This is a genomic window from [Clostridium] ultunense DSM 10521 (assembly GCF_000511955.1).
Lineage (GTDB): Bacteria > Bacillota > Clostridia > Tissierellales > Tepidimicrobiaceae > Schnuerera > Schnuerera ultunensis.
Map to the genome: position 1 here is coordinate 154,032 of NZ_AZSU01000001.1, position 24,220 is coordinate 178,251.

A 24,220-nucleotide genomic window follows, 5' to 3' on the forward strand; every position below is an offset into this window, starting at 1 on the left:
GGTACAAATGATTTCTATTCTATAGGATATTCAGCCACCAACTCCCCTAATGCAAAAAATCTCTTTCCCGTTTTTGATGAAAAATAACAGGTCATAAGTGAAATTATAGGCTTATTCCTCTCATCTGATTTATCATCTGATAACATTTCTATAGCCGTGTCAGGAACTACAACTATATCATATATGTTGTATTCATAGATTTTCTCTCCATCTGAGATATAAACCCTATTTCCTATTTCGATATCCATCAAACTTCCAAACAATAAGTCTTTATTCTTCATATAGTGACCTGCTAAAGTGAAGTTTCCAACGCCAAAAGATTGATCCGGTTTCATAGTTGCAGCACCTATCATAAGATTAGCTTCGGATAAACCTTTCATTATAGGTAGGTTTATATCCAAATCAGGAATTAATATAGTCCCAATTACAAGTTCTTTATTAAAATCCATTGAACCTTTTATTATAGATTTTATATCTACATCTTCTATAACAGAAAAGTCAAATTCTACTTCCAACTGGTCCTTTTGATTATTAGTTTTAATAATTTCATTAGTAATCTCTTCATTAATTAAAGATTTACTGTGGTACTTAACTATCTGTTCCGTTATAAAAGGAGCTAATAGAAATAGAACTCCTATCATTATTAACAACACAGGTATTATCTTTTTCATAAACATACCTCCAAAGGATTATATATAAGTTATACCCAAATACGCTAGGATCTACAAATAGGTTTTTATTCAACATTATGGGGAAATCTCCTACAAATTACTAAAAACAACAAAAAACATATAGTATAATAGCAAAGTTTACCATGATATTAAAAACCCTATTATTTTTAATAATATATAGCGAAATTAAATTACTTTGAAGATATTGTAATTTTAGGGGGCTTTTCCTTACATTGGCATAAGGAGATGGAGATTATACTTGTGTTAAAGGGGAAAGTAAAAATTAATTTGAATGATAAAATGTATTTGCTTAATGAAGACGATATAATATTAATAAATTGCAATGAAGCTCATGGCGTAGCTAATATGGATAAAGAAGGTACTATATTGTCATTACAGATAAACCCTAAATTTTGTGTTGAATATTTTCCTAAATTTAATGAAAGGTTTGACCATGAAAAGCTATATACCTATTTAAATTCTCCCACTAATTTATTGACATTAAAACATCTACAAACTGAGCTTTTGGATCTTATTGACATTAATTGCAATCAATCTGGAAAAGAATGCAAACCCTACTGGAGAAGTCTAATCTCTTTTGATAAAGCATCAGATGGGTTAAAAAAGGAATGTCAAATCCAACTAAAGGAGTTACAGATGGATATTGGGTTTGAATATATATGATTTCGTGGAATACTAGCAGGGGATATGGTATTATCTTTAATAAAGCATTGCATAAATAGATATGGAATTGAAGAAGTTGAATCTTGGTATTTTGAAATTGGATTTGAAGAGAAGCTTCAATGTAATAAATTAAAAATAGAGGATTATTTTAAACTTTATGAAAAAGTGGTATTAGAAATAAAAAATATTTCAGAGAATATAAAAGTAGGTGGAATTTCTATTACTAGCCAAACCATTTTAGATAGTTATTATTTGGAGGAATTTTTAAAATACTGTAATCTAAATTCAGTTCCTTTAGATTTTTATCTTTTTGCAAATTTCTTATGAATATTCTTCATTAAAGGAGGAAGATAAAAAGCTTTATTATGATAGGACCCAGATTTATGGAGACTATAAATTAACTAGATATAGCTTAAATAGAGAACATGGTTCAGTTTTTGATAAATGGATGGAGTTAGGAGCACCAGAAAATATGACGAAAGAAGAAATAGAATATCTTAATGGACAAACATACCCCAAAATGGATGTAGAGTATTTGGAGTTAAGTGGAAGATATAACAAAAAGATTTTTTTGCCACCCCATGGTATAGAATTGTTTACCTTTAAAAAGATAACAAAATAATATAGAAGTTCCTAGCCCTTATGATATACTTATCTTAACTAATATGTTAAAGGAGTGATCCAATGAGTCTGCTTATTAAAAATATCACCTTAGTACCTATGACTGGTAAAGAGGAAGTGGTAGAAAAAACAAATATTTATATTGAAGGAGATAAAATAATTTATATTGGTGAACTAAGGGAAGATATAAAAGTAACTAAAACCATAGATGGACAGAACAAAGTTGCTATGCCCGGATTAATAAATGCCCATACCCATATTGGCATGTCTTTACTTAGAAATTACGCTGATGATTTACCATTACATGAGTGGTTAACTAAAAAGATATGGCCAATAGAGGCGAAGCTTACAGCAGAGGATGTTTACTGGGGCTCCCTTTTAAGCATGGTAGAGATGATTCAATCTGGAACTACTACCTTTTGTGATATGTATTTTTTTATGGATCAAGTAGGAAAAGGATTAGAGGAATCGGGAATTAGAGGAATTTTAACAAGGGGAATTATTGAAGAATCAGGAAAAGAAAAAGAAAAATTAGATGATACAAGAGAACTTTATAAAAATTGGCATGGCAAAGGTGAGGGAAGGATTAAGGTAATGGTGGCTCCTCATGCACCTTATACTTGTAGTCCTGCTTATTTAGAAGATGTAATGGACTTAGCTCACGAGTTAGATACTGGAATTCATATTCATTTATCAGAGACAAAAAAGGAAGTAGAGGATAGTTATAAAACCTATGGGAAATCTCCTATAAAGCATGTATACGATTTAGGGTTATTTAAACTACCCACTATAGCCGCTCATTGTGTCCATGTAGATGAATCAGATATAAAAATATTAAGGGAGAACAATGTAAGCCCAGTTAACAATCCTAGTAGTAATCTTAAGCTAGCTAGCGGATTTGCTCCTATAGATGAAATGCTTAAATTTGGAGTAAATGTTAGTTTAGGAACTGATGGCTCATCTAGTAATAATAATTTGAATATGTTTGAAGAAATCCATTTAGCATCAATTGTAAATAAGGCAGTCAATATGGATGCCGTATCTGTACCTGCCATAACTGCATTAAAAATGGCAACTATTAATGGGGCTAAAGCTCTGTTATGGGATAAGGAAATAGGATCCATTGAAATTGGGAAAAAGGCGGATGTGATATTAATCGATATGGATAAATCCCATCTTTACCCACGTCATAATATAATTTCATCTTTAGCCTATTCAGTACAGGGTTCCGATGTGGACACAGTAATTGTAGATGGAAAAATTATAATGGAAAAAAGAGAGATAAAAACTTTAGATGTAGAAAAGATTATGTATAATGCAGAAAAAGCTGCCAAAGATTTGGTGGGCAGGTAGATTAGACATGGATGAAAGCAAAGGAGAGCCTTCGCTACCTTAAATGATGGCTCTCCTTTTTTATATTTAATAAAATGAGCCCTAATACCTTATTTATGCTAGTAGTTTTTATAGTATAATTTATATAAGGGAGGGACCATTATGGCTTTTAAAAACATAAATTTAGATGAAAATATAGTCCTTAAAAATAGGATACCTTTATTAATAGAAGATAAAGATTGGTTGAAACTGTTTGGAAACGTAAGTAATAAAGATATTCAATACCTTAAAGAGGAATTAATGGAACTTGTCAAAATTCGAAAAGAATTAGAAAAAAAGGAGCAATCCTTTCAAGAAGAAAAAACCCTTGCTATAAAAATGATTTTAGGCATATCCAATGCGGTTAATAATGAAAACAAAACCCATTCTGTTGGGTTACTAGATAAATATAAAGAAAAAATTGAAAATATAAATGAAGAATTAGATGAGATTGTCTATCAGTTAGAAACCATCCCCCAAGAGATTAGAGAATTAAATTTTAATCTATTAAAGGCTACAGTTTACTATGGTTATAAAGAGCTCAAAGACAAAGAAAAAAAATTGAAGGAAGTTAACGATGAGTTGGATAGTATGAGAGAGAGGATTAAAATATTGATCAATGAGAAATATGATTATGAAGAGCGAGTAAATTTAACCTATTCTTTCTTACATGGTCTATTGGGCAGTGAAGAAATTGAAAAGCTAGATGAGCAAATACTTGATTAAAGGAGGCTCCTTATGATTTTAGGTAATGGAGTAGATATAGTTAAAGTATCTAGAATTGAAAACTTGTTAAAGAACAAAAAAGATGGTTTTTTACACAAAGTTTTCACCCAGAATGAAATAGAGTATATTAAAAATACAGGCTGTAATCCCCAAACTATATCTGGAATTTTTGCTGCTAAAGAAGCCTTATCTAAATTATTGGGAACAGGGATAGGCAAAGTTAATTGGAAGGACATGGAGGTTTTTCATGATGAGAGAGGGAAGCCTTATGTAAAACTATACAATGAAGGGCTAAACATTTCTCAAAACCTAGGTATTGAGAATATTGAATTATCTATATCCCATGAAAAGGAATATGCCATAGCTTTTGTAATTGGGGAAGGTAAGTCTGAAAAAGTCGATGTAAAAGTTCCTGATGATATAAAGAATATTTTACCCATGAGGGAAAAGGACTCCCATAAAGGAACTTTTGGTAGGGTAGGTATAATAGCTGGCAGTAAAGGCATGGCTGGCGCTGCTTATTTAGCAACTATGGCAGCGCTCAGAAGTGGAAGTGGTTTGGTCTATGCCATAATACCAAATAGTTTAAATGAGATCCTTTCTATAAAACTAACGGAGGCAATAATTAAATGTGTAGAAGATGAAGATGCAGGTCATTTTAATTTATATTCCTTTGATGGGTTAAAGGAAATAATCGATGATATGGATGTATTAGCCCTTGGACCTGGCATAGGAGTAGATGAAATTAGGATTGAATTAGTCAACAAAATACTATCAACCTATGAAAAACCAATAGTGCTAGATGCAGATGGAATAAACTGTATATCCAAGGGAAATCCAGATATATTGTCAAATAGAAAAGCGGAAACAGTAATAACACCACATCCTGGTGAACTTTCGAGACTATTGAGGTTAGATATAGATACCATCCAAAAAAAACGTTTTGAATATTCTAAGATGATATCGAATAAATATAATGTAATAACAGTGCTAAAAGGTGCTAATACCCTAGTAACCAATCCAAAAGGAGATATATATATCAATTTTTCGGGTAATCCTGGAATGGCAACGGCAGGTAGTGGTGATTTGTTAACAGGAATCATAGCTAGCTTTATAGGTCAGGGAATAACTTCCTATGAAGCAGCAGTATTGGGGGTATATTGTCATGGGATAGCTGGGGATCTTGCAAAGATGGATAAAGGAGAATATGGAATGATTTCCAGGGACATATTGGATAATATACCTTATAGCATTAAAAGGTTGGAATGGTAGATATTTGATCATATCACTATCAACTTTGTAGAAAAATATTAGAAAAGCTTCTATCGAAGCGTTATTAAGGAAGCTTTTCTTGAAACTCATAACGGAAAGTTCTTTTTAATTATTATTTTATAAGTTAGAACTTTCCTATTCGTTATAAAAATATTCAAAAAAATTTTATTAAAAAGGAGGATTTTGTCCCTTATAGGTTGAATATATTAAGTGAAAGAGATAATATAAGGTTATAGATTTAATAATGGTAGGGGTGGTAGGATGTATACTTTAGATGAAGTAAGACCCGTCTGGGCGGAAATAAACTTAGATAATTTAGCTCATAATATGAGAGAAGTGAAGAAAAATACGAAAGAAGGTATTTTGATAGCAGCAGTTGTTAAGGCCAATGCTTATGGCCATGGCGCCATTAAATCGGCGGAGACTTTCTTAAATAATGGAGCCGATAGATTAGCAGTGGCAACTTTGTCGGAAGCCATTGAACTTAGAAAGGCAAATATAGATGCTCCTATTCTCATCTTAGGGTATACCCCGGAAAATCAATATTCTTTAGTAGTAAAACATAATGTAACCCAAACAATATACAATTATGAAAGTGCTAAATCTCTTTCGGAAGCTGCTACTACTTTGGATAAAACTAGTATTATCCATTTGAAAATCGATAGCGGAATGGGAAGGCTTGGTTTTTTACCTACAGATGAAGCTATTGAGGAGATAATTCAAATTTCTAACCTACCAAATATAAAAGTTGAAGGCATTTTTACCCACTTTGCAACAGCGGATGAAAAGGATAAGGCTTATACTAAAATCCAATACGAAAGGTTTTCAGAAATTGTTGAAAAACTTGAAGAAAGAGGGGTTTCCATTCCTATAAAACATGTGTCCAATAGTGCAGCTATAATAGATATTCCCGAGTATAATTTGAATATGGTTAGGGCAGGGATTATGATATATGGATTTTATCCTTCTAATGAAGTTGACAGGGATAGGATGGATTTAAAACCTGCAATGACTTTGAAGGCCAGGATTTCTAATATAAAAAGGGTTCCTAAAGATACTGGAATTAGTTACGGACAAATTTTTGTTACAGAAAAAGAGTCTAAAATTGCTACTATACCCATAGGTTATGCTGATGGCTTTACTAGATTATTAACCTCAAAGGCTGAAGCTTTTCTAAAGGGAAAAAGGGTACCAATAGTAGGCAAAATATGTATGGACCAGTGCATGTTAGATATAACGGATTTAGAGGATGTAAGTGTAGGAGATGAAGTAGTCTTATTTGGATATGGAGGAGAAGGATATCCTCATGTAGATGAAGTTGCAGAAAAGTTAAATACCATCAATTATGAAATAGTATGTATGGTAGGAAGGAGGGTTCCTAGAGTATATATTAAAAATGGAGAGATAGTAGATGTAATAGACTATCTATTGGATTAACCAAATTTTGAATAAATCTATATCTATATTGACACAATTAATGTAAAGAATATATAATTGATATATGTTATTTTGGCTGGGCTTATTTTTAGGTTTTAAGGGAAACATTTGCTTGGGGGTGCAAACTTAATGGCTGAAACTAAAAGGATTATGGTTAGTTTACCAAATAGTTTATTAGAAGAGGTGGACTTTATTGTCTCTATGGAAAAGAAAAATAGAAGTGAGTTTGTTAAGGAAGCTATGAAATTGTATATTCGTGAAAAGAGACGGCTGGAAGTTTCTCAAAAACTAAAGGATGGATATGTGGAAATGAGTAAAATTAATTTAGCTCTTGCTGAAATAGGTTTTGAACAGGATATGGTAGAACTAAATATATATGAAACAAAGCTTACTGGGTGTGAAAAAATGTGAACGTAAAAAGAGGAGATGTTTTTTATGCTGACTTGAGTCCAGTTGTTGGCTCTGAACAAGGAGGGGTAAGGCCTGTTCTTGTTATTCAAAACGATATAGGTAACAAGTATAGCCCTACTATCATTGTAGCGGCTATTACATCTCAAATCAATAAAGCAAAGCTGCCTACTCATGTAGAAATCAGTGCTCCAGAATATGGCCTACCTAAAGATTCTGTAGTCTTATTAGAACAGGTGAGAACCATCGATAAAAAAAGACTTAGGGAAAAGATAGGAAGATTCAATGATGAAATGATGGAAAAGGTAGATGATTGTTTAAAAATAAGTTTAGGATTAATAGATTTATAAAAATAAGCATTAATTAAATATGCTTATTTTTTTAATTTCTTTAAAAGGATAAGGAATTATAGTATAATCAAATGAAGAAGTGATAGTATTTTAAATAGAAAGTAGGTGTTTCAATTTGCCAAATAGAGAGGACATTACCTATGTATGTAAGTTAAGCAGTGAACTTACGGAAATAGAAAAAGAAGGATTCGTCGAAGTATTTAATATAGTTTTCCATACCAAGTATAATTTAGAATGGTTTAATTGGAAGTATATAGATAATATATACGGAGATTCATATATAGTTTTAGCTTATGATGGAGAAAATATAATAGGTATAAGAGTTTTCTGGAGAAATGATATAGAGGGGTATCTGTGCTATCAACCATGTGATACTGCAGTCTTAGAGAGCTATAGGGGGAAGGGCATATTTACAAAATCTAGTCTAATAGCTTTAGAAAAAACAAAAGGAGCTTTCATCTATAATTTTCCCAATGAAAATTCTTTACCTGGAAATCTAAAATTAGGCTGGGAAATAAATAAATTGTCCTATTTAAAATTCGTATTTAAAAAGAGTAAATTGAAAGACGAAACTCAATATATTGACGATGATTATCTAGTTTGGAGGTTTACAAAATCTCCAATTAAAAGATATCATTATTGTGAAAAAGATGGGGAGTCCTACTTATTATTTAATAGAGGTAAAAATATTTATTATGTTTTAGGCAGATTTAATAGTAAATATAATGATTGTTTTATTAAGGCGGGTTTTCCCATACTATTTACCTATACAACTAAAGAAACTTTAATTTATAAAATATTTAAGAATAGGGCAACCATAGTTTCTTTTAATAATGGAATTAAGAATTCAGATAAGATTTATATTCCTGAGTATAAGGCGGATTATTTTTAAAATAGGCTAAGGAGGAAAATTAGATGAGGAAGAATAAAGTTAAAAAAACCATATTGATTTTGGGACTATTATCTATTATTCTAGGCAGTAAGGTGGTTTTCTCAGAGCCAGGTTCAGAAAAAGATCCTTTAGTATCCTTAAGCTATTTAGAAAAGCGAATTGACCAGTTAAAATACTATATAGATGAAAAATTGTCTAATGGTGGAGAAAATAATAATTTATCTAATAGTTTTGAAGTAGTTGAAATATCAGCTGGCCAATCCATTATTGGGAAAGACGGGACTGAGATTATACTAAGAGGCGGAAGGGGTAATGGTCCTGGGAGAGCAAAAATAGTAGCTTTAGGAAAAGACGGGCTATCAGATTTAACTGTTGGAAAAGATTTAATAAGAGATGAAGAGGTGCCTCTAAACCATTTATTAATAGTTCCTAGAGATGATGGGAGAGGAGTTTATGCCATGAATGACTCTGTTTTTTTAGTTAAAGGAAGATATGAAATAAGATAATAAAACCTAGATAGAGGATGTGAGTTTATGTTTAAGAATTTGGTAAAAAAAATCCTTAAACACCCTTTAAAATTGATTAACAGTATATATACCTATTTTTATTATAAAAATAGTCCTAAAAGGAAAAGTATTGAAATAGATAGCATGATTGGTACAGGGGAGAAGGTCCTGGTTTTATCTCCCCATGTGGACGATGAAACCATTGGTTTAGGCGCCACTCTTCTGAAATATAAAAAGGCGGATAATGAAATGGCATTAGTATATTTAACCGATGGTGGTGGTAGCACAAGTGATTTAAGTAGGTCAGAATTGGTTAATAAAAGGAGAAAAGAGGGGGAGAGAGTAAAGGAAGTATACGGATTTGACAGTTTATATTTTTTAGATGAACTAGATGGACAATTAGATTCTTCTAATAGAAAATTAGTAGAAAAGATTATAGATATATTGGAAGAAGAAAAACCTGCAATTATATATACTCCCTTTTTAATAGATGGACATAGAGATCATGTAGAGACTACAAAAGCTCTTATAAAGGCTCTAGAAGTGTGGAATGAAAATTTTGACAAAGTTTATATGTATGAAGTGAACTGTCCAATAATCCCCTTATTGGTAAATAGTATAAGCATAATGGATGAGGACTTATATAATAAAAAAAGGGATAAATATAAGATTTTTACTTCCCAATGGGCAATGGGATTTGGAGTTTTTAGATTATTAGACAGGAGGAAAAGATGGATTGCAAAGGAAGGGTTTGGTGCAGAGATTTTTGTAAAAACAAATTTTAAATCTTTATTCTATATGGAAAAAACATTAGAAAAGGCAGACTTTAAACCAGAGTATTTTAGACAACTAAGCAGCGAATATAATCTGCTTTTATCCTTTACAACTAATAAGGCTCTAAAAGAAGAATATAGCCAGAAAATTAGTTCCATACTATCAAAAGAATTATCAAATAATAAAATTTTACAATATGAACAATAATTTGTGTTATAATATTGAGGGTTTAATTTTGCTTCTAAAAGGAAGGAGGAAGCTCTTAATTAGAGCTATTTTGTGATGAAGGTACTTCATTTAATTAGTGGCGGAGATACAGGCGGAGCCAAGACTCATATTATTTCATTGATGAGACAATTAAATAAATTAATAGATGCCAAGGTCATTTGCTTTATAGAGGATACATTTTATCAGGAGGCTGTAGGAGCAGGAATCAACATTGAAGTATTCCAGCAGAAGAAAAGGACAGATATGTCGGTTATAAGCAGGTTGATAACTGAAATAAATAGAGAAGGCTATGATATAATCCATTGCCATGGTGCTAGAGCTAACTTTATTGCCATGTTTTTGAAATATAGAATAAAAAAACCTATGATAACCACTATACATAGCGATTATAAACTAGATTTTAAGGATAACTTTTATAAAAGAATAGTCTATACTCCTATTAATTCCATAGCTTTAAAGAGATTTGATTACTATATAGCAATCTCAGATACTTTTAAAAAAATGTTGGTAGATAGAGGATTTAAAGAGGAAAAAATATTTACCGTTTATAATGGCATTGACCTAGAATCCAAAATCCATTATATTGGAAAGGAAGATTTTTTAAATAGGTATGATATTAATGGAGAAGATAAGATAATCGTTGGGATAATAGCTAGAATCGATCTGGTTAAAGATCATGAAACCTTTATTAAGGCTGCGTATAAAGTTCTTCAAAATAGAGAGGATATTATATTTTTAATTGCTGGGACGGGAAATGATGAAAAAAGGATTAAGTCCTTAGTAAAGGAAATGGATATTGAAAACCATGTCTATTTTTTAGGCTTTGTCGATGACCAATATTCATTTTTTAATGCTATAGATATAAATGTATTGACTTCTATTAGCGAAAGTTTTCCCTATGTAATTCTAGAAGGTTCAAGACTAAAAAAGATGACCATCAGTACTAATGTTGGTGGGATTAGTCGCTTGATTAAAGATGGTTATAATGGATATTTAATTGATGTTGGTGACAGTGATGCTTTAGCAGAGAAGTTAGACTATCTTATGGAAAATAAGGATATGATAAAAACTATGGGGGAAAATTTACTCAATAGCGTTGAAAAAAACTTTTCTTCTCGAAATATGGCAGAAGAACATTGTAAAATTTACGATAAAATCATTCAACATAGGAGGTAGAAAAATGAAAATAATAAATGAAAAAGGCAAATTGTTTGGAATTATAAATATAATAGATTTAGCTGTAGTACTTATAATTGCTTTATTAGTTGTTGGAGGGGTTAAACGAATGAAAAAAAGCCCCGTTGCAATTGCAGAGACCAAAAAGGCTTTGATAACTGTGGAAGTTTCCGAAGTAAGAAAGGCTACTGTAGATGGTATAATTATAGGAGATCCATTATACCATTATGACAAAGGCCAATTGCTTGGTGAAATAGTGGATAAAAAAGTAGAGCCTTATAAAGAACCTGTTGAGAGTGGAGATGGAAGATGGATATTAGCAGAAGTTCCTGAAAAATATGTGGTTAGAATGACAGTCGAAGCAGATGTAAAAGAAAATCCTGATGTAGTAATAGCTGGAGGAGAACAAATCCGAATAGGAGCCCAATTTAGACTAAAAAATAGAAATGTAGCAGTTATGAGCACGGTACTAGGAGTAGAAGTAGAATAAAGAACTAGGAGTGGTTCTATGTATAATAGTATAGTAGTTCAGTTTTTAGTAAATGTTTGGCAAGTTTTAGAGAAAGGTTATAAATATAGCCTTTTAAAGATGTTTAATGATAAATTAATAAAAGGATTTAAGTTTTTATCTAAAGGTTCCTTGACTATTAGCTTATTTACATCTAGTAGGAGTTTATTAGAAGAAAGTTTACTTTATAGGATATACTGTTGGATTTTAGATATAATTACCAGGAGCTTTAGGGAATTAAGAAAAGGCATAAAAAAAGTTAATCATGGAAGTTTAATATATACCACTGTTTATAATCTTTTTTATGATGAAGTTCAATTACAAGGCACTTTCTATATATTTTTTATGGCCTTTGGCATAGGTCTTATAGGGAACAATCTGGTTAGAGGATATTATTCTGGCCGTTCCTATTTAATTTCCATAGCTTTGATATTTATCTCCTTAATGGGAATGAAAATTAAAGATGATTATAAAAGTATTTTAGAAGAAAGTCATATTTTTAAATTCGTAAAAAGTATATTTACTATAGATGAGGGAGTGGATCAATGGTGGTAGAATCTATGAAGAAGAAAGAAGTAATTCTCCCAATAGGATTAGGTATAATATTTTCTATAATATACCATGGATTACCATTAAACTATTTTGCCATTACATTACTTGGGTTAATAGGAATTATATTGATATTATACGATATTAGGATTGGAATATATGCAGGAATTTTTATATTTCCTTTTATGCCAGATATATTAAATTTGTTATTTATGATTTTTATGGTAGGGGTATATCTATACAAGGCTTTGTTTAAGCAGTTAAATCCTTTAACCGAACAGCCAATAGATATGCCAATAATATTTTATGTAACTGTAATAATTATTTCAACTATTACATCCATTGATCCCTCTGGCAGCTTTAGAGATTTGGCTATCCATCTTACATCTATAGGATTCGTTTTTGTAATAGTAAATAATATAAATACTAAAAAAGACTTCAATATACTTATAGTTTTTTTGGTTATTTCAGCTACTCTAGTTGCAATATACGGTTTTTATCAATATAAAGTTGGAGTGGAAATAGAGGATAAATGGGTAGATGCAGTTAATAATCCAGATGTGAAAACTAGAATCTATTCCGTATTTGGTAATCCAAATATATTTGCAGAGTATTTGATAATGATAATTCCTATATCCTTATCATTATTTTGGTTTTCTAAAAAGGTCCATAAAAAAGCTATATTTTTAGTTACCAGTTTAATCCTTATATTAGCATTGGTACTTACTCTATCTAGAGGTGGTTGGGTTGGCTTTGCTTTTGGAATGTTCGTATTCGTATTATTAATTGAGAAAAGGCTACTTTTATCCATTATTCCTTTAGGCTTAGGTGCTATATACTTTTTACCTTCTTCTATTTTAAATAGGATACTAAGTATTTTTAATTTTGCTGATTCATCAAATGCTTATAGGATTAAAATGTGGAATATAACATTAGATATAATTAAGGATAATTGGCTTGTAGGTGTAGGTTTTGGACATCTTCCTTTTAAGGCAACCTTTGAAACTTATATAAGGACTATGCCTACTTACCATGCCCATAATACCTATCTAGAGACTATGGCTGAAATGGGAATATTAGGCTTTATAATCTTTATAATTTTTATATTTGTATTGTTTAAATATTCTATTAAGAAACTGGTAAAGGGGAAAGACAATTATATTAGGATTATGGCAACAGGTGTACTATCAGGATTGGCTGCTGTTCTAGCCCATGGAGCAGTGGAAAATGTATTATATATACCTAGAATAATTATTACTTTCTGGATATTAGTTAGTCTTATATTAGCGCTAATGAGAATTTCAGATAAACTTCCAGAAGTCAATTAAAAAGGAGAATACTTATGGGTACAAACAAAAGAATTCTTATTTCTGGATATTATGGTTTTGATAACAGTGGTGATGATGCCATATTAAAGGCCATAGTAAAGGATATAAAGGGGAAAAACAATTCCATAGAAATTACTGCTTTATCTAATAACCCTATTTTTACTGAAAAAGTATATGATATAAAGGCAGTAAATAGGTTTAGGATGAAGGATGTAATCAAAGCCATTAAGGAATGTGACCTATTTATTAGTGGAGGTGGGAGTCTTTTACAGGATGTAACTAGCACTCGTTCTTTATGGTATTATTTAACCTTGTTGAAATTGGCAAAAAAGTTTAATAAACCTACTATGGTATATGCAAATGGTATAGGGCCAATTAATAGAAAAACGAATCGAATTTTGACAAGAAAGACTTTAAATAGAGTAGATTTGATTACACTAAGAGATGAAGATTCAAAAAAATTTTTAAAAGATTTGGAAGTTGAAAATAGAAATATATTTGTAACAGCAGACCCTGTATTTACTTTAGAACCTAGTGATGACAGGATAATCCATGATATTTTAACTAAAGAAGGGGTTCCGGAAGAAAGACCTTTAGTAGGGGTTTCCGTTAGGAAATGGATTGATGAAGAAAACCTAATTCCTAATGTTGCTAAGGCTGTAGACTATATTATTCAAGAGTATAAGGCCGATGTAATTTTGATTCCTATGCATTATCCAGAAGATTTATCTATTAGCAATGAGATTTTAGAAAGGGTTACTAGTGAAAATTGTTATATCATCTCTAATAAATACAATGTAGAAGATATTATGGGTATAATAAAAAGATTAGAGATAATAGTGGCTATGAGGCTTCATTCTTTAATATATGCAGCTACCCAAAATGTGCCTATGGTAGGTATTGTATACGATCCTAAAATTGAGGGGTTTTTAAAATCTATAGATATGGGACATATGTGCCCGGCAGAAGATTTAAAATTTGACCAACTTATTTCCAATATTGAATATGTATGGGAAAATAGAGAAGATTTAAAAAACAGGTTAAAAGAGTTAGATACAAAGTTGAGAAAAGAAGCATTGAAGAATGTCCATATGGCGTTAGACCTTTTAAAAGAGTAGGTGGTATTTTGAAAAAAGTAAGTATCTTTGGTGTGAAAATAAATAATATAACTTTAGACGAAGCAACGGAAATTGTGGAAAAATTTTTAGGAGAAGATAGGTTAAGAACTATATATACACCTAATACGGAAATTGTAATGGCAGCTAAGGATGATGAAAATTTAAAAAAAATTATAAACGAAAGCGATTTGGTTATTCCGGATGGTATTGGGCTTATTTATGGCTCTAGGATCGGAAAAAAACCATTGAAGGAAAGGGTTACAGGTGTTGATCTTTCCATAAAACTACTGGAGATTGCTAATAAAAAAGGTTATAGATTATACTTATTGGGGGGCAAAGATGGAGTAGCTAAGAGAGCAGGAGAAAATATATTAAAAGAATATCCAAATATTAATATAGTAGGCTATCATCATGGGTATTTTAAAGGCAGCCACATTGGATATAAAGACCATGAAGAAGAACTAAATTTAATCGATAATATTAACGGAGCTAAACCAGATATTATATTTGTTGGATTAGGCTTTCCAAAACAGGAGATTTGGATAGCTGAAAATAAAAACAGACTCAATGGTAGAGTAATAATAGGAAATGGTGGTACAATGGATATATTATCTGGAGATTCTAAACGGGCTCCAGAAATTTTTCAAAGACTTGGATTAGAATGGCTATATAGGCTGATAAAGGAACCTTCACGTATTAAACGTCAAATTGTGTTGCCTAAATTTATATTTAATGTGTTATTTTCTAAAGATGTAATCCAATAAGGTAGGAGGATATTATGGAAAAGGAAAAATGGTATAAGATACTATTGTCCTTAGTAGGACTGGGTATAGGTGTATTCTTATTGGCAATTGGACTGACCTTCTTCTTAGAGCCAAATACCATTGCTCCCGGAGGAGTAACTGGATTTGCCATTGTATTTAAAAAGATTACAGATATACCCATTTATATAACAAATTTAGCTATAAATATACCCTTATTTATAATTGGTGTGATCATTTTAGGTAAGAATTTTGGATGGAAAACTTTATATGCAACAGCTTTATTATCCTTATTTTTGAAAATAGTTCCTACTCAAGCAGTTACTCCAGATTTACTACTATCCTCCATATTTGGTGGTTTGGTATCGGGAATAGGTTTAGGTATAGTTTTTAAATTTGGTGGAACTACTGGAGGCACGGATTTAGCTGGTTCCATACTTAATAAACTTTTTCCTTCCTTAAGCTTATCAACTTTTATGATGGCTATAGACGTTGTAGTAGTTGCCTTTGCAGGTATTGTAGATAAAAAGGTTGAAACTTCTCTTTATTCAGTAATATCTTTATTCATTACAGTTAAAGTTATAGATTTAATATTAGAAGGAATTGGATACCTAAAAGGATTTATTATTATAACAGATAAACCGGAAGAGATAAGTGAAAAAATCATGAAGGATTTAGATAGGGGAGTTACCCTGTTCAAAGGGAAAGGTATGTATACAAAAGAGGAGAAGGATGTGCTCCTCTGTGTAGTAAATAGATTCCAGTTTGCCAAGACTAAGGATATAGTCTATGATATTGATAAGGATGCCTTTATTATGGTTACTGAAATGTCTGAAGTGCTAGGAGAGGGTTTTGAAGAAATAAAAGGTTAATGGGAGGTATTTAAGTGGACAAATATAAGGATTTGGAAATCATAGCAAAGAATATGAGAATCAATATAATAAACATGCTAAAGGAAGCTAAATCAGGTCATCCTGGTGGCTCCTTATCGGCTTGTGAAATACTGGCAGCCCTTTATTTTAAGGAAATGAAAATAGACCCTAAAAATCCAGATTGGGTTGACAGAGATAGGTTTGTTCTATCTAAAGGCCATGCTGCCCCAGTACTTTATGCAGCTTTAGCAGAAAAAGGTTATTTTCCTAAAGAAGAGTTGATGGAATTGCGGAAGGTAGATTCTATGCTCCAAGGACATCCAGATATGAAAGGTACTCCTGGCGTAGATATGACTACTGGATCCTTAGGTCAGGGATTAGCAGCTGCTAACGGTATGGCCTTAGCTGGAAAGATGGACAAAAAGGATTATAGGGTATATACATTAATAGGTGATGGGGAGTCCCAAGAAGGAATTATTTGGGAGGCAGCTATGTTGGCAAGTCATTATCAATTAGATAATATTACTGTATTCTTAGACCATAATGGGTTACAAATTGATGGAACCAATCTAGAAGTTATGAATATTGAACCTATAGATGAAAAATTCAAATCCTTCGGATGGCATGTGATTAAAATAGATGGTCATTCCTTTGAAGAGATATTCAAAGCCTTAGATGAGGCGAAAAATATTAAGGGAAAACCATCAATTATTGTTGCGAAGACCATAAAGGGTAAAGGGGTATCATTTATGGAAGATCAAGTAGGTTGGCATGGTAAGGCACCAACAGAAGAAGAAGCTCTAAAAGCAATAGACGAACTAGGAGGTGGCATAAATGACTAATATGATAGCAACTAGGGATGCCTATGGTGAGGCTCTTAAGGAATTAGGTGGTATAAACAAAGATATTGTTGTATTAGATGCAGATTTATCTGGTTCAACAAAAACGGGAGTTTTCAAAAAAGCCTATCCAGAGAGATTTATTAATGTAGGGATAGCGGAGCAAAATTTAGTTGCCACAGCTGCCGGATTAGCAACTGCTGGTAAAATACCTTTTGCGAGTACTTTTGCAGTATTTGCATCGGGAAGAGCCTTTGAAATAATAAGGAATTCCGTATGTTATCCAAAACTAAATGTTAAGATAGCAGCCACTCATGCTGGACTATTCGTCGGGGAAGATGGAGCTACCCACCAAGCTCTTGAAGACTTAAGTATTATGAGAAGCCTTCCTAATATGGTGGTTTTAAATCCAGCCGATGCTATAGAAGCAAAACAATGTATATACAAAGCTGCAGAACATAATGGTCCTGTATATATTAGATTAGGAAGAAGTAAAGTACCTGTAATATTCGATGAAAATTATAAATTTGAAATAGGGAAGGGGATAGAACTAAGAGAAGGAAAGGATATAACTTTAATAGCCACCGGAACAATGGTTAAAAAAGCAATAGATGCAGCTGAAGAATTGGATAAGGAAGGCATTTCGGTTAGAGTAATAAATATTTCAACTATTAAACCAATTGATGAGGATATAATCATAAAAGCGGCAAAAGAGACTAAGGGAATAGTTACAGTAGAAGAACATAGTATAATTGGAGGATTAGGTAGTGCAGTGGCAGAAGTATTAGTTGAAAACAGGCCTACTTTTATGGAAAGAATAGGTACAATAGATACCTTTGGAGAGTCGGGAGATGGAAATTTCCTTCTAGAAAAATACGGATTAAATGTAAAAAACATAATTGAAAAGGCAAAAAACATATTGACAAAATAGGCGATTAAAGAATATAATATAGCACCAACATATTTTGGTGCTATTTTTTTAGTGAATACATAAACCCATAATTCCTAGAATAGGATATATAATAGAGGCCTATATGGGGAGGGATGGATTTGAAAAAAAGCTATATCGCCATTGGAATAATTATAATATTGATACTGGCAATCCTTTTTGCTCCAAAATTTTTAAGTAAGGGTGATAAGAAGGTGAAATACAAAGTATTAGAATCATCTGAAATTCCTGAAAAAATAAAGGAAATACTTCCTAAATACTTAACGGATGAAAGGGCTTTAACCTGTAGATTGAATGATGAAATATACGTACTAGTAACTAGAGGTGAAAAACAGACTGGCGGCTATACAGTAAATGTGGACAAAATAATAATGGAACAAAAGACCAAAGATGATTTTGACCTAACAGTCTATGCTAAATTTAAAGATCCAGATCCAAACGATATTGTAGCTCAAGGTTTTTCTTATCCTTTTGCAATAGTAAAAACAAATCTTAATAGGATGCCAGAAAGTATTAAATTGGAAGTAGAGTATGAGGAGTAGATGAGGAAACAAAACAACAAACTGTAAGATTCCTATTAGGCATCTTACAGTTTGTAGACAAAACACGGTTTTCTCTTTATGGAGGCTGTGTAAATAATTTTGTGTACTATTCTCATTCTTTAGATAATAATTGGATAAAAGATCCAAAGTAATAAAATGTAAAAATCGGTCGATTATTAATATTTCAAAGGGCAATTGATACAGTACATTACTCCTTATATTTGGTAATAATATACTATATCTTATCCAATAACAGGATAAGGCAATGCTGAGGAGCAACCTGAGCAGTTATTAGATTCTATACAGGAACGGATGGTTAACCAGACTGTCCGTTTGTTTTTGTCCGTTCCCTAGTAGAACTGAAGCGATAAACCTCAGGGGTTTGGGGATAGAGTCCCAAGTTATACCCCTTGATTTAGAATTTCTGCAAATAATATCTTTAACTTACTGCCTAGAACTTCTTTTTTACCACCCATATTTACACCTAGTACTACGTAAGCTCCTTTTACAACAACTTGTTTATCTTCACGTACTTTGTAATGAATAGCATCCATGAAAACAATTGAATAAGTATTTTCAAGAGGCCTATTTTGCCATTCTGTAACGATTGGGATAATTCTATTGGTGATGTTTGATACCATTTTATTCTAAAGCTTATGGACTACCTTTAGAAAAATAATAGCCAAGTCCACAGCAGTAAATAAATATGTAGTAGATTTAAAGACATTAATTATCTTTGCGGTAGTACCATTTAACCTTTTAAAGGGATTGATTACAAGTATATTGATAGTTTAATTATATAATAAATGTAAATAAAAATTATAGGGGTTTTTCCCCAGAGCTTTTTCTTGCCTATGATAAGAGTAAGTTCATGGATAGATAGGATATTACTATTTTTTCTTCCAGTTACTAGTATAACTATTCTTTCTATTATCTCTTTTATTCTAATGATAATAATATATTATACTGGATATAGGAGAGGATTAAAACGCCTAAGATAAATATAAAACAAATAAACAGGGGGTAATTAAATATGAAAGCAACACCATTATATATAAAAGATTATAAAGTAGAAATAAATCATGTGGATTTTAAGGGAGATTTAAAATTAAGTTCATTATTTACATACTGCCAAGATATTGCAGGTCTTCATGCAGAAAACCTTGGTATGGGAAGAGAAGTATTATATACACAGCATGGAGTCATATGGGTATTAGTTAGAGTAAGAGTAGATATTATTAAATATCCTAAATGGAAGGATATACTTACCTTAGAGACTTGGCCACAGGAACCTAGTAGAATGGGATTTGATAGAGATTTTTTAATAAAGGATAAAAAAGGAAATATATTAGCAAAGGCAGTTTCTACCTGGGTAGTAATTGATGTAGAATCTAGAAAATTGGTAAGAACTAAATCAGTTTACACAGGCTACCCTCTGGTAGTAGAAAAAAGGGCGATTGATTGCAAATTAGGAAATCTAAAATCTAGTGGAGAATTAGAAACAGCCTATGAAAGAACTGTTAGATATAGTGATATTGACGTCAATGAACACTTAAACAATGCAAAATATTTGGATTTTATAATGGATAGTTTTAGTTTTGAGGAACATAGAAGGTTTAATGTAAAGTCTGTTGAAATAAGTTATAGTAATGAAGCCTTGCTTGGGGAGACTATTAAGATTTATGAAGATAGGTCTAGAATTGATTCTAATATAATATATATGGAGGGAATTAGAGAAGGGAAAGATCTGGTTTTTAAAAGTCAAATAGAGATTGAGGAGAAATAATTATAGACATAGGGATACTATCATTTTTTAAAATTAATAGTATCCTGTGTCCGTCTGCTATCTAACTATATCTAAAATCTCTTTCCAATCTGAAACTATATATTTTGCACCATATTTAGATAATTCTTCACGATCTCTAAATCCCCATAGTACGCCGACACTTTCCATATGAGCATTTTTTGCTGTCAAAACATCTGTTTTTGAATCCCCTATAAATAATATTTCTTCTGGTTTAAGGTTCATGTTTTCAGCAATTTCCAATGCCGTAGTAGGATCAGGTTTGATTTGGATATTTTCCCTTTCACCATAAACATCTATAAAAGGTATCCCATCAAAGAATTTATAAATTAAATTTTTAGTATATTGATCTTTTTTATTAGAATTGACGGCCAATTTTATATTTTTTTCAGCTAGTAAATTCAATAACCCCTCAATTCCATCATATGGCCGGGTTTTATTAATGTATTTTTTGGAATAAATTTTAAAAAGCATTTCTAAGGCCTTATCAACTGTATCCCCGAAGAACTTCATTCATACTATCACTTATGTCTTCTATTGTATTTAACAAGGTACCATCTAAATCAAAAATAATTCCCTTATATTTACTCATATAAATATCTATCTCCTCATTTTGTATTGATTTTTAAAATAATATAGTCCAATTATATCATGTTTTAGTAGATTTATGTTATTGGAAATAATTATATAATCAGATACTTAAAAACATAGAATGGGCTATATCCATTGTTTGAAAACTTTGATATAATCAATTTATTAATCTACAATAAAAGGTGAAATTCCATGATAAATATCATACATATTTTTGGAGCATCTGGCAGTGGAATTACTACCCTTGCTAGGGCTATAGATGAAGCATTTGGATATACCCATCTTGATACAGATGATTATTTTGGGACTCCTACAGACCCACCATATATGACAAAGAGAACTCCCTATGAGCGGCAAGAATTATTAAAAGCTGATATCGCAAAAAATGAAAAATGTGTTATAAGTGGATCATTATGTGGTAGGAATGATAGCTGAGGTGATATTTTCATCCCTTTATTTGACCTTGTTATATTTATAGATACCCCAACTGATGTACGTATAAAACGTATAGAGAAGCGTGAATACCAGAAATGGGGCAATCGTATATTACTAGGTGGAGATATGTATGACAATCATACTGCATTCATTGAATGGGCGAAAACATATGACACTGAGGGAATTGGGCAGAGGAGTAGAACTTTATATATGTGGTGGATGGAGAAATTATTATGTCCTATTATTACTATTGATGGAACTCTATCAATTCCTCGTATCATAAGGCAGTTAGATAAGATTTTATATGAATAGGATTTGGAAGTACATGATTATGTAAAATATTATAGAATAAGGGGTGTTTGTGCAATGGGAGTTTTAAAATCATATCGTAATATGGGTGTTGGATTTACATTGTTAGCAAAGTGTATAAATGACATGCTTCAAAGGAATATAAATGAAGTTGTATTAGATGTTCATAGTGATAGATTGATGGGTATAGTGAAAAAAACGTGTAAATCTCATGGTATATTGTATGACATCGAGGAATGCTTTAATTATCTTCATAAATTTGAGGAGAGAAATAAATATGAGCAATTAATGTTGCCTGGATTAGATTAGCTGGGCTGCATTAGAGACTGATTTATAGTGCTGATGAGATTTCAATAATTATGGAAAAGATATAAAAAATATTATTTTAAAAAGGAATGGTGATAAAGATGCTAAGTTATTATGGGAGATTACCTTCAAAAGTATATGATATGGATAATCCTATAAGGCATATTAAATAAGGTGAGAAAAAATCTAATTAAGGTCCCACTAATTATAATTTTAATAATGTTTTTTATTTATTTTATTGGTGGTTATATACTTGAAAATTATTTCAATCTATTATTAAGGGGTCGGGTAGTTGAATTATTATTAGTTGTCTCAGCCTTATGTATCTTTGTTATAGAAATAGGAATTTTAATTAAGTTAAATGGAATTTTAGAAAAAGTATCTACTAAAAAGATATGGAAGGAAATTATTAAAATAGTATCTATTTGCCTATTTATACTAGCTAATCTTTATGCAGTCCTAATATGTATTTTTATTATTGGTGTAGGTTATGAGGAAATAGAAATACTTCCAGCTAATGTAAAATACATACAAAAAATTGACAATGATTTAAACTATGGGTTTTATCTTATAGATCGTGCAAGTCACCAATATTTATATGGATTTGTCAAATCTAAGGATAATGGAGTATCATGGGAAAAAATAATTAAGATTTCTAGAGAAAGATTATTTGTAATTACTGTGGTAATTAAAAATGGCATAATGATTATGTTAGAACCACTAAAAAATTATTTCCTCTCTTATTTGTGCATTAAAAGAGAGGAAATAATAATTTGTCTACATTATATTTGATTATAAAGGGGGGATATAGTATGGCATGGATAGAACGATTAAATAATGCGATAAATTATATTGAGGAGCATTTAGAAGACGAGGTTAATTATGAAGAAATTGCAAAAATTGCTTGCTGTTCAACATTTCATTTTCAGCGAATGTTTTCTTATATGGCAAATGTACCTCTTTCAGAATATATTCGCCGTAGACGTATGACAATGGCAGCCGTTGATTTACAAAATAGTAATGAAAAAGTCATTGATATTGCTTTGAAATATGGGTATAATTCTCCTACTGCATTTAATCGTGCTTTTCAAAGTATACATGGAATTACACCTTCAGAGGCAAGAATAGCAGGTACATTAATTAAAGCATTCCCTCCAATTAGTTTCAAAATAACAATTAGGGGAGATGTAGAGATGAATTACAAAATCAAACAGAAAGGTAGTTTTAGGATCATTGGAGTGTCACAAACTTTACACAAAGAAATTGATAAAAACTTTGTGGCTATCCCTCAGATGTGGCAGAAGGTATCAGAGGATGGAACAGTTGAAAAACTTGTTCCCATGATGAATTTGGAGCCTATGGGTGTACTTGGAGTTAGTGTATGTAATGAAGAAGAAGAGTGGAAATATTATATTGCAGTTGCAAGTAATAAACCTATTGACGAAGAGTTTGAGGAATATATAGTTTCTGAATCAACTTGGGCAATTTTTTATGGAGAAGGTGTTATGCCACATTCTATACAAGAACTTGAGAAGAGAATTATAACTGAATGGCTCCCTACATCAGGCTATGAATATGCAAATGCACCTGATATTGAAGTATACCTATCACCAGATCCACAAAATGCAAAGTTTGAAGTATGGATTCCCATCGTGAAAAAGGATAAGGAATAAATATAATAATGCGGAAAATCATAATTAGCTTAGAAAATTAGAAATACAATAAGACATTATAAAAGGTTATTAGAGAGGACTAATTAAAAATTAATCCTCTCTAAAATTATATCAAAAAGATTGAAATAGACTAAAAAATCAATTTCTACTTTTATCTATAGCATCTAAAAAAATGAAAGGATAGATAGGTTCTAAAGGTCTATTTTTACACTCATTCACTTTTTGAATATCCTAATTCTACCCCTAGTTCTGCTTCTAGTATCTCTTGTAACACATCTTTAAACATATCTCTAAGATATGAATGAAGATCATCTGCCGTTTTTAAATTTCCATCAGTAATCATATTTCTAAGTATTTCCTTAGACGGTTTTGCCATAAAAATTCTCCTTTCTGACCTAAATCTTATTTTGATTCTTGCCAGAAAAGAGAATTTTATTTTCCAAGAGCACAAATTATTTTATGCTACCTCCCGGCTCGATTTCTCTATTTATAGCTATTTTTCTAGGATATTTAGGTTTAA

At 31.3% G+C, this 24,220-nt stretch carries 31 protein-coding genes and 2 pseudogenes; 28 read left to right on the forward strand and 5 right to left on the reverse strand.

Annotation, left to right across the window (positions count from 1 at the left end; genetic code table 11):
* Positions 1-14: 14 nt before the first annotated feature.
* Positions 15-671, reverse strand: coding sequence for a class A sortase (locus tag CUL_RS16390; protein ID WP_005587017.1), 657 nt, complete (start codon positions 669-671; stop codon positions 15-17).
* Positions 672-881: 210 nt separating this feature from the next.
* On the opposite strand from CUL_RS16390, the gene CUL_RS0100800 reads away from it, so the two are divergent.
* The 22 genes from CUL_RS0100800 to CUL_RS0100905 all read left to right on the forward strand — a co-directional run bounded on the left by CUL_RS0100800 (position 882) and on the right by CUL_RS0100905 (position 18,582).
* Positions 882-1,355, forward strand: a complete 474-nt coding sequence (locus CUL_RS0100800) for a cupin domain-containing protein (protein WP_269077307.1) — start codon at positions 882-884, stop codon at positions 1,353-1,355.
* Positions 1,356-1,379: 24 nt separating this feature from the next.
* Positions 1,380-1,682 (forward strand): GH39 family glycosyl hydrolase, encoded by a 303-nt coding sequence (locus tag CUL_RS0100805; protein ID WP_025640235.1) that lies wholly within the window; start codon positions 1,380-1,382, stop codon positions 1,680-1,682.
* Positions 1,666-1,977, forward strand: coding sequence for a hypothetical protein (locus CUL_RS0100810; RefSeq protein ID WP_005587020.1), 312 nt, complete (start codon positions 1,666-1,668; stop codon positions 1,975-1,977). The genes CUL_RS0100805 and CUL_RS0100810 overlap by 17 nt, the downstream gene beginning before the upstream one ends.
* A 62-nt stretch (positions 1,978-2,039) precedes the next feature.
* The gene (locus CUL_RS0100815) at positions 2,040-3,329 is read left to right on the forward strand and encodes an amidohydrolase (RefSeq protein WP_025640236.1); all 1,290 of its coding nucleotides are present in this window, start codon (positions 2,040-2,042) and stop codon (positions 3,327-3,329) included.
* Positions 3,330-3,470: 141 nt separating this feature from the next.
* Positions 3,471-4,073: a hypothetical protein gene (locus CUL_RS0100820; protein WP_005587022.1), complete on the forward strand. Its 603-nt coding sequence runs from the start codon at positions 3,471-3,473 to the stop codon at positions 4,071-4,073.
* 12 nt (positions 4,074-4,085) lie between these two features.
* Complete coding sequence (locus tag CUL_RS0100825; RefSeq protein WP_025640237.1) at positions 4,086-5,345, forward strand: NAD(P)H-hydrate dehydratase; 1,260 nt, start codon at positions 4,086-4,088, stop codon at positions 5,343-5,345.
* Between the two features lie 261 nt (positions 5,346-5,606).
* Complete coding sequence (gene alr, locus CUL_RS0100830; RefSeq protein ID WP_005587024.1) at positions 5,607-6,782, forward strand: alanine racemase; 1,176 nt, start codon at positions 5,607-5,609, stop codon at positions 6,780-6,782.
* Positions 6,783-6,911: 129 nt separating this feature from the next.
* Complete coding sequence (locus CUL_RS0100835; RefSeq protein WP_005587026.1) at positions 6,912-7,193, forward strand: CopG family ribbon-helix-helix protein; 282 nt, start codon at positions 6,912-6,914, stop codon at positions 7,191-7,193.
* Complete coding sequence (locus tag CUL_RS0100840; protein WP_005587027.1) at positions 7,190-7,540, forward strand: type II toxin-antitoxin system PemK/MazF family toxin; 351 nt, start codon at positions 7,190-7,192, stop codon at positions 7,538-7,540. Before CUL_RS0100835 ends, CUL_RS0100840 begins: the two co-directional genes overlap by 4 nt.
* A gap of 115 nt (positions 7,541-7,655) precedes the next feature.
* Complete coding sequence (locus tag CUL_RS0100845; RefSeq protein WP_005587028.1) at positions 7,656-8,432, forward strand: GNAT family protein; 777 nt, start codon at positions 7,656-7,658, stop codon at positions 8,430-8,432.
* A gap of 23 nt (positions 8,433-8,455) precedes the next feature.
* On the forward strand, positions 8,456-8,938 hold the full coding sequence (locus CUL_RS0100850; RefSeq protein WP_005587029.1) for a hypothetical protein: 483 nt from the start codon (positions 8,456-8,458) through the stop codon (positions 8,936-8,938).
* Between the two features lie 27 nt (positions 8,939-8,965).
* Positions 8,966-9,919: a PIG-L deacetylase family protein gene (locus tag CUL_RS0100855; RefSeq protein WP_025640238.1), complete on the forward strand. Its 954-nt coding sequence runs from the start codon at positions 8,966-8,968 to the stop codon at positions 9,917-9,919.
* Between the two features lie 75 nt (positions 9,920-9,994).
* The gene (locus CUL_RS0100860) at positions 9,995-11,116 is read left to right on the forward strand and encodes a glycosyltransferase family 4 protein (RefSeq protein WP_005587031.1); all 1,122 of its coding nucleotides are present in this window, start codon (positions 9,995-9,997) and stop codon (positions 11,114-11,116) included.
* A gap of 4 nt (positions 11,117-11,120) precedes the next feature.
* Positions 11,121-11,606 (forward strand): DUF4330 domain-containing protein, encoded by a 486-nt coding sequence (locus tag CUL_RS0100865; RefSeq protein WP_025640239.1) that lies wholly within the window; start codon positions 11,121-11,123, stop codon positions 11,604-11,606.
* An 18-nt stretch (positions 11,607-11,624) separates the two neighbouring features.
* Positions 11,625-12,179 carry a hypothetical protein gene (locus CUL_RS0100870; RefSeq protein WP_005587033.1) on the forward strand — a complete coding sequence of 185 codons (555 nt, stop codon included), beginning with the start codon at positions 11,625-11,627 and terminating at the stop codon, positions 12,177-12,179.
* 5 nt (positions 12,180-12,184) lie between these two features.
* The gene (locus tag CUL_RS0100875; RefSeq protein WP_157752595.1) at positions 12,185-13,501 is read left to right on the forward strand and encodes an O-antigen ligase family protein; all 1,317 of its coding nucleotides are present in this window, start codon (positions 12,185-12,187) and stop codon (positions 13,499-13,501) included.
* 14 nt (positions 13,502-13,515) lie between these two features.
* On the forward strand, positions 13,516-14,619 hold the full coding sequence (gene csaB / locus CUL_RS0100880) for a polysaccharide pyruvyl transferase CsaB (RefSeq protein ID WP_005587036.1): 1,104 nt from the start codon (positions 13,516-13,518) through the stop codon (positions 14,617-14,619).
* Between the two features lie 8 nt (positions 14,620-14,627).
* Positions 14,628-15,383 carry a WecB/TagA/CpsF family glycosyltransferase gene (locus tag CUL_RS0100885; protein ID WP_005587037.1) on the forward strand — a complete coding sequence of 252 codons (756 nt, stop codon included), beginning with the start codon at positions 14,628-14,630 and terminating at the stop codon, positions 15,381-15,383.
* A gap of 14 nt (positions 15,384-15,397) precedes the next feature.
* Complete coding sequence (locus CUL_RS0100890; RefSeq protein ID WP_005587039.1) at positions 15,398-16,252, forward strand: YitT family protein; 855 nt, start codon at positions 15,398-15,400, stop codon at positions 16,250-16,252.
* 14 nt (positions 16,253-16,266) lie between these two features.
* Positions 16,267-17,094 carry a transketolase gene (locus tag CUL_RS0100895; protein ID WP_025640241.1) on the forward strand — a complete coding sequence of 276 codons (828 nt, stop codon included), beginning with the start codon at positions 16,267-16,269 and terminating at the stop codon, positions 17,092-17,094.
* Complete coding sequence (locus tag CUL_RS0100900; RefSeq protein WP_025640242.1) at positions 17,087-18,022, forward strand: transketolase family protein; 936 nt, start codon at positions 17,087-17,089, stop codon at positions 18,020-18,022. Before CUL_RS0100895 ends, CUL_RS0100900 begins: the two co-directional genes overlap by 8 nt.
* Before the next feature lie 113 nt (positions 18,023-18,135).
* Positions 18,136-18,582: a protease complex subunit PrcB family protein gene (locus CUL_RS0100905; RefSeq protein WP_109840397.1), complete on the forward strand. Its 447-nt coding sequence runs from the start codon at positions 18,136-18,138 to the stop codon at positions 18,580-18,582.
* Positions 18,583-19,031: 449 nt separating this feature from the next.
* On the opposite strand, the pseudogene CUL_RS0100910 reads toward CUL_RS0100905, so the two are convergent.
* A pseudogene (locus tag CUL_RS0100910) lies at positions 19,032-19,226 on the reverse strand (transposase); the annotation flags it as partial.
* A gap of 389 nt (positions 19,227-19,615) precedes the next feature.
* Here CUL_RS0100910 and CUL_RS0100915 point away from each other — a divergent pair.
* A complete protein-coding gene (locus CUL_RS0100915) occupies positions 19,616-20,368 on the forward strand; it encodes an acyl-[acyl-carrier-protein] thioesterase (protein WP_025640243.1) in 753 nt (250 codons plus the stop codon).
* Positions 20,369-20,425: 57 nt separating this feature from the next.
* Here CUL_RS0100915 and CUL_RS16395 read toward each other — a convergent pair whose 3' ends face one another.
* On the reverse strand, positions 20,426-20,860 hold the full coding sequence (locus tag CUL_RS16395; RefSeq protein WP_201767820.1) for an HAD family hydrolase: 435 nt from the start codon (positions 20,858-20,860) through the stop codon (positions 20,426-20,428).
* A gap of 13 nt (positions 20,861-20,873) precedes the next feature.
* A complete protein-coding gene (locus tag CUL_RS20045) occupies positions 20,874-20,978 on the reverse strand; it encodes an HAD family hydrolase (RefSeq protein WP_201767821.1) in 105 nt (34 codons plus the stop codon).
* 191 nt (positions 20,979-21,169) lie between these two features.
* On the opposite strand from CUL_RS20045, the gene CUL_RS17840 reads away from it, so the two are divergent.
* The 5 genes from CUL_RS17840 to CUL_RS0100940 all read left to right on the forward strand — a co-directional run bounded on the left by CUL_RS17840 (position 21,170) and on the right by CUL_RS0100940 (position 23,700).
* Positions 21,170-21,412, forward strand: a complete 243-nt coding sequence (locus CUL_RS17840) for a P-loop NTPase family protein (protein WP_051403467.1) — start codon at positions 21,170-21,172, stop codon at positions 21,410-21,412.
* Positions 21,413-21,538: 126 nt separating this feature from the next.
* Complete coding sequence (locus tag CUL_RS17845; protein WP_051403468.1) at positions 21,539-21,724, forward strand: P-loop NTPase family protein; 186 nt, start codon at positions 21,539-21,541, stop codon at positions 21,722-21,724.
* Positions 21,725-21,778: 54 nt separating this feature from the next.
* Entirely contained in the window at positions 21,779-22,030 is a 252-nt protein-coding gene (locus tag CUL_RS0100930; protein WP_025640244.1) for a GNAT family N-acetyltransferase, read from the forward strand.
* Positions 22,031-22,201: 171 nt separating this feature from the next.
* Positions 22,202-22,819: a hypothetical protein gene (locus CUL_RS0100935; RefSeq protein ID WP_025640245.1), complete on the forward strand. Its 618-nt coding sequence runs from the start codon at positions 22,202-22,204 to the stop codon at positions 22,817-22,819.
* A 20-nt stretch (positions 22,820-22,839) separates the two neighbouring features.
* On the forward strand, positions 22,840-23,700 hold the full coding sequence (locus CUL_RS0100940; RefSeq protein ID WP_025640246.1) for an AraC family transcriptional regulator: 861 nt from the start codon (positions 22,840-22,842) through the stop codon (positions 23,698-23,700).
* A gap of 214 nt (positions 23,701-23,914) precedes the next feature.
* On the opposite strand, the pseudogene CUL_RS18760 reads toward CUL_RS0100940, so the two are convergent.
* Positions 23,915-24,076: pseudogene (locus CUL_RS18760) on the reverse strand (IS256 family transposase); the annotation flags it as partial.
* Positions 24,077-24,220: the final 144 nt, after the last annotated feature.

Excerpts from the sequence above, each read along its gene's own strand:
- CUL_RS16390 (WP_005587017.1), bottom strand. The coding sequence starts at position 671 with ATGAAAAAGATAATACCTGTGTTGTTAATAATGATAGGAGTTCTATTT.
- CUL_RS0100805 (WP_025640235.1), top strand. The coding sequence starts at position 1,380 with ATGGTATTATCTTTAATAAAGCATTGCATAAATAGATATGGAATTGAA.
- CUL_RS0100815 (WP_025640236.1), top strand. The coding sequence starts at position 2,040 with ATGAGTCTGCTTATTAAAAATATCACCTTAGTACCTATGACTGGTAAA.
- CUL_RS0100820 (WP_005587022.1), top strand. The coding sequence starts at position 3,471 with ATGGCTTTTAAAAACATAAATTTAGATGAAAATATAGTCCTTAAAAAT.
- CUL_RS0100825 (WP_025640237.1), top strand. The coding sequence starts at position 4,086 with ATGATTTTAGGTAATGGAGTAGATATAGTTAAAGTATCTAGAATTGAA.
- alr (WP_005587024.1), top strand. The coding sequence starts at position 5,607 with ATGTATACTTTAGATGAAGTAAGACCCGTCTGGGCGGAAATAAACTTA.
- CUL_RS0100835 (WP_005587026.1), top strand. The coding sequence starts at position 6,912 with ATGGCTGAAACTAAAAGGATTATGGTTAGTTTACCAAATAGTTTATTA.
- CUL_RS0100850 (WP_005587029.1), top strand. The coding sequence starts at position 8,456 with ATGAGGAAGAATAAAGTTAAAAAAACCATATTGATTTTGGGACTATTA.
- CUL_RS0100855 (WP_025640238.1), top strand. The coding sequence starts at position 8,966 with ATGTTTAAGAATTTGGTAAAAAAAATCCTTAAACACCCTTTAAAATTG.
- CUL_RS0100860 (WP_005587031.1), top strand. The coding sequence starts at position 9,995 with ATGAAGGTACTTCATTTAATTAGTGGCGGAGATACAGGCGGAGCCAAG.
- CUL_RS0100865 (WP_025640239.1), top strand. The coding sequence starts at position 11,121 with ATGAAAATAATAAATGAAAAAGGCAAATTGTTTGGAATTATAAATATA.
- CUL_RS0100870 (WP_005587033.1), top strand. The coding sequence starts at position 11,625 with ATGTATAATAGTATAGTAGTTCAGTTTTTAGTAAATGTTTGGCAAGTT.
- CUL_RS0100875 (WP_157752595.1), top strand. The coding sequence starts at position 12,185 with ATGAAGAAGAAAGAAGTAATTCTCCCAATAGGATTAGGTATAATATTT.
- csaB (WP_005587036.1), top strand. The coding sequence starts at position 13,516 with ATGGGTACAAACAAAAGAATTCTTATTTCTGGATATTATGGTTTTGAT.
- CUL_RS0100890 (WP_005587039.1), top strand. The coding sequence starts at position 15,398 with ATGGAAAAGGAAAAATGGTATAAGATACTATTGTCCTTAGTAGGACTG.
- CUL_RS0100900 (WP_025640242.1), top strand. The coding sequence starts at position 17,087 with ATGACTAATATGATAGCAACTAGGGATGCCTATGGTGAGGCTCTTAAG.
- CUL_RS0100905 (WP_109840397.1), top strand. The coding sequence starts at position 18,136 with ATGGATTTGAAAAAAAGCTATATCGCCATTGGAATAATTATAATATTG.
- CUL_RS0100915 (WP_025640243.1), top strand. The coding sequence starts at position 19,616 with ATGAAAGCAACACCATTATATATAAAAGATTATAAAGTAGAAATAAAT.
- CUL_RS16395 (WP_201767820.1), bottom strand. The coding sequence starts at position 20,860 with ATGCTTTTTAAAATTTATTCCAAAAAATACATTAATAAAACCCGGCCA.
- CUL_RS20045 (WP_201767821.1), bottom strand. The coding sequence starts at position 20,978 with ATGAGTAAATATAAGGGAATTATTTTTGATTTAGATGGTACCTTGTTA.
- CUL_RS17840 (WP_051403467.1), top strand. The coding sequence starts at position 21,170 with ATGATAAATATCATACATATTTTTGGAGCATCTGGCAGTGGAATTACT.
- CUL_RS17845 (WP_051403468.1), top strand. The coding sequence starts at position 21,539 with ATGTATGACAATCATACTGCATTCATTGAATGGGCGAAAACATATGAC.
- CUL_RS0100930 (WP_025640244.1), top strand. The coding sequence starts at position 21,779 with ATGGGAGTTTTAAAATCATATCGTAATATGGGTGTTGGATTTACATTG.
- CUL_RS0100940 (WP_025640246.1), top strand. The coding sequence starts at position 22,840 with ATGGCATGGATAGAACGATTAAATAATGCGATAAATTATATTGAGGAG.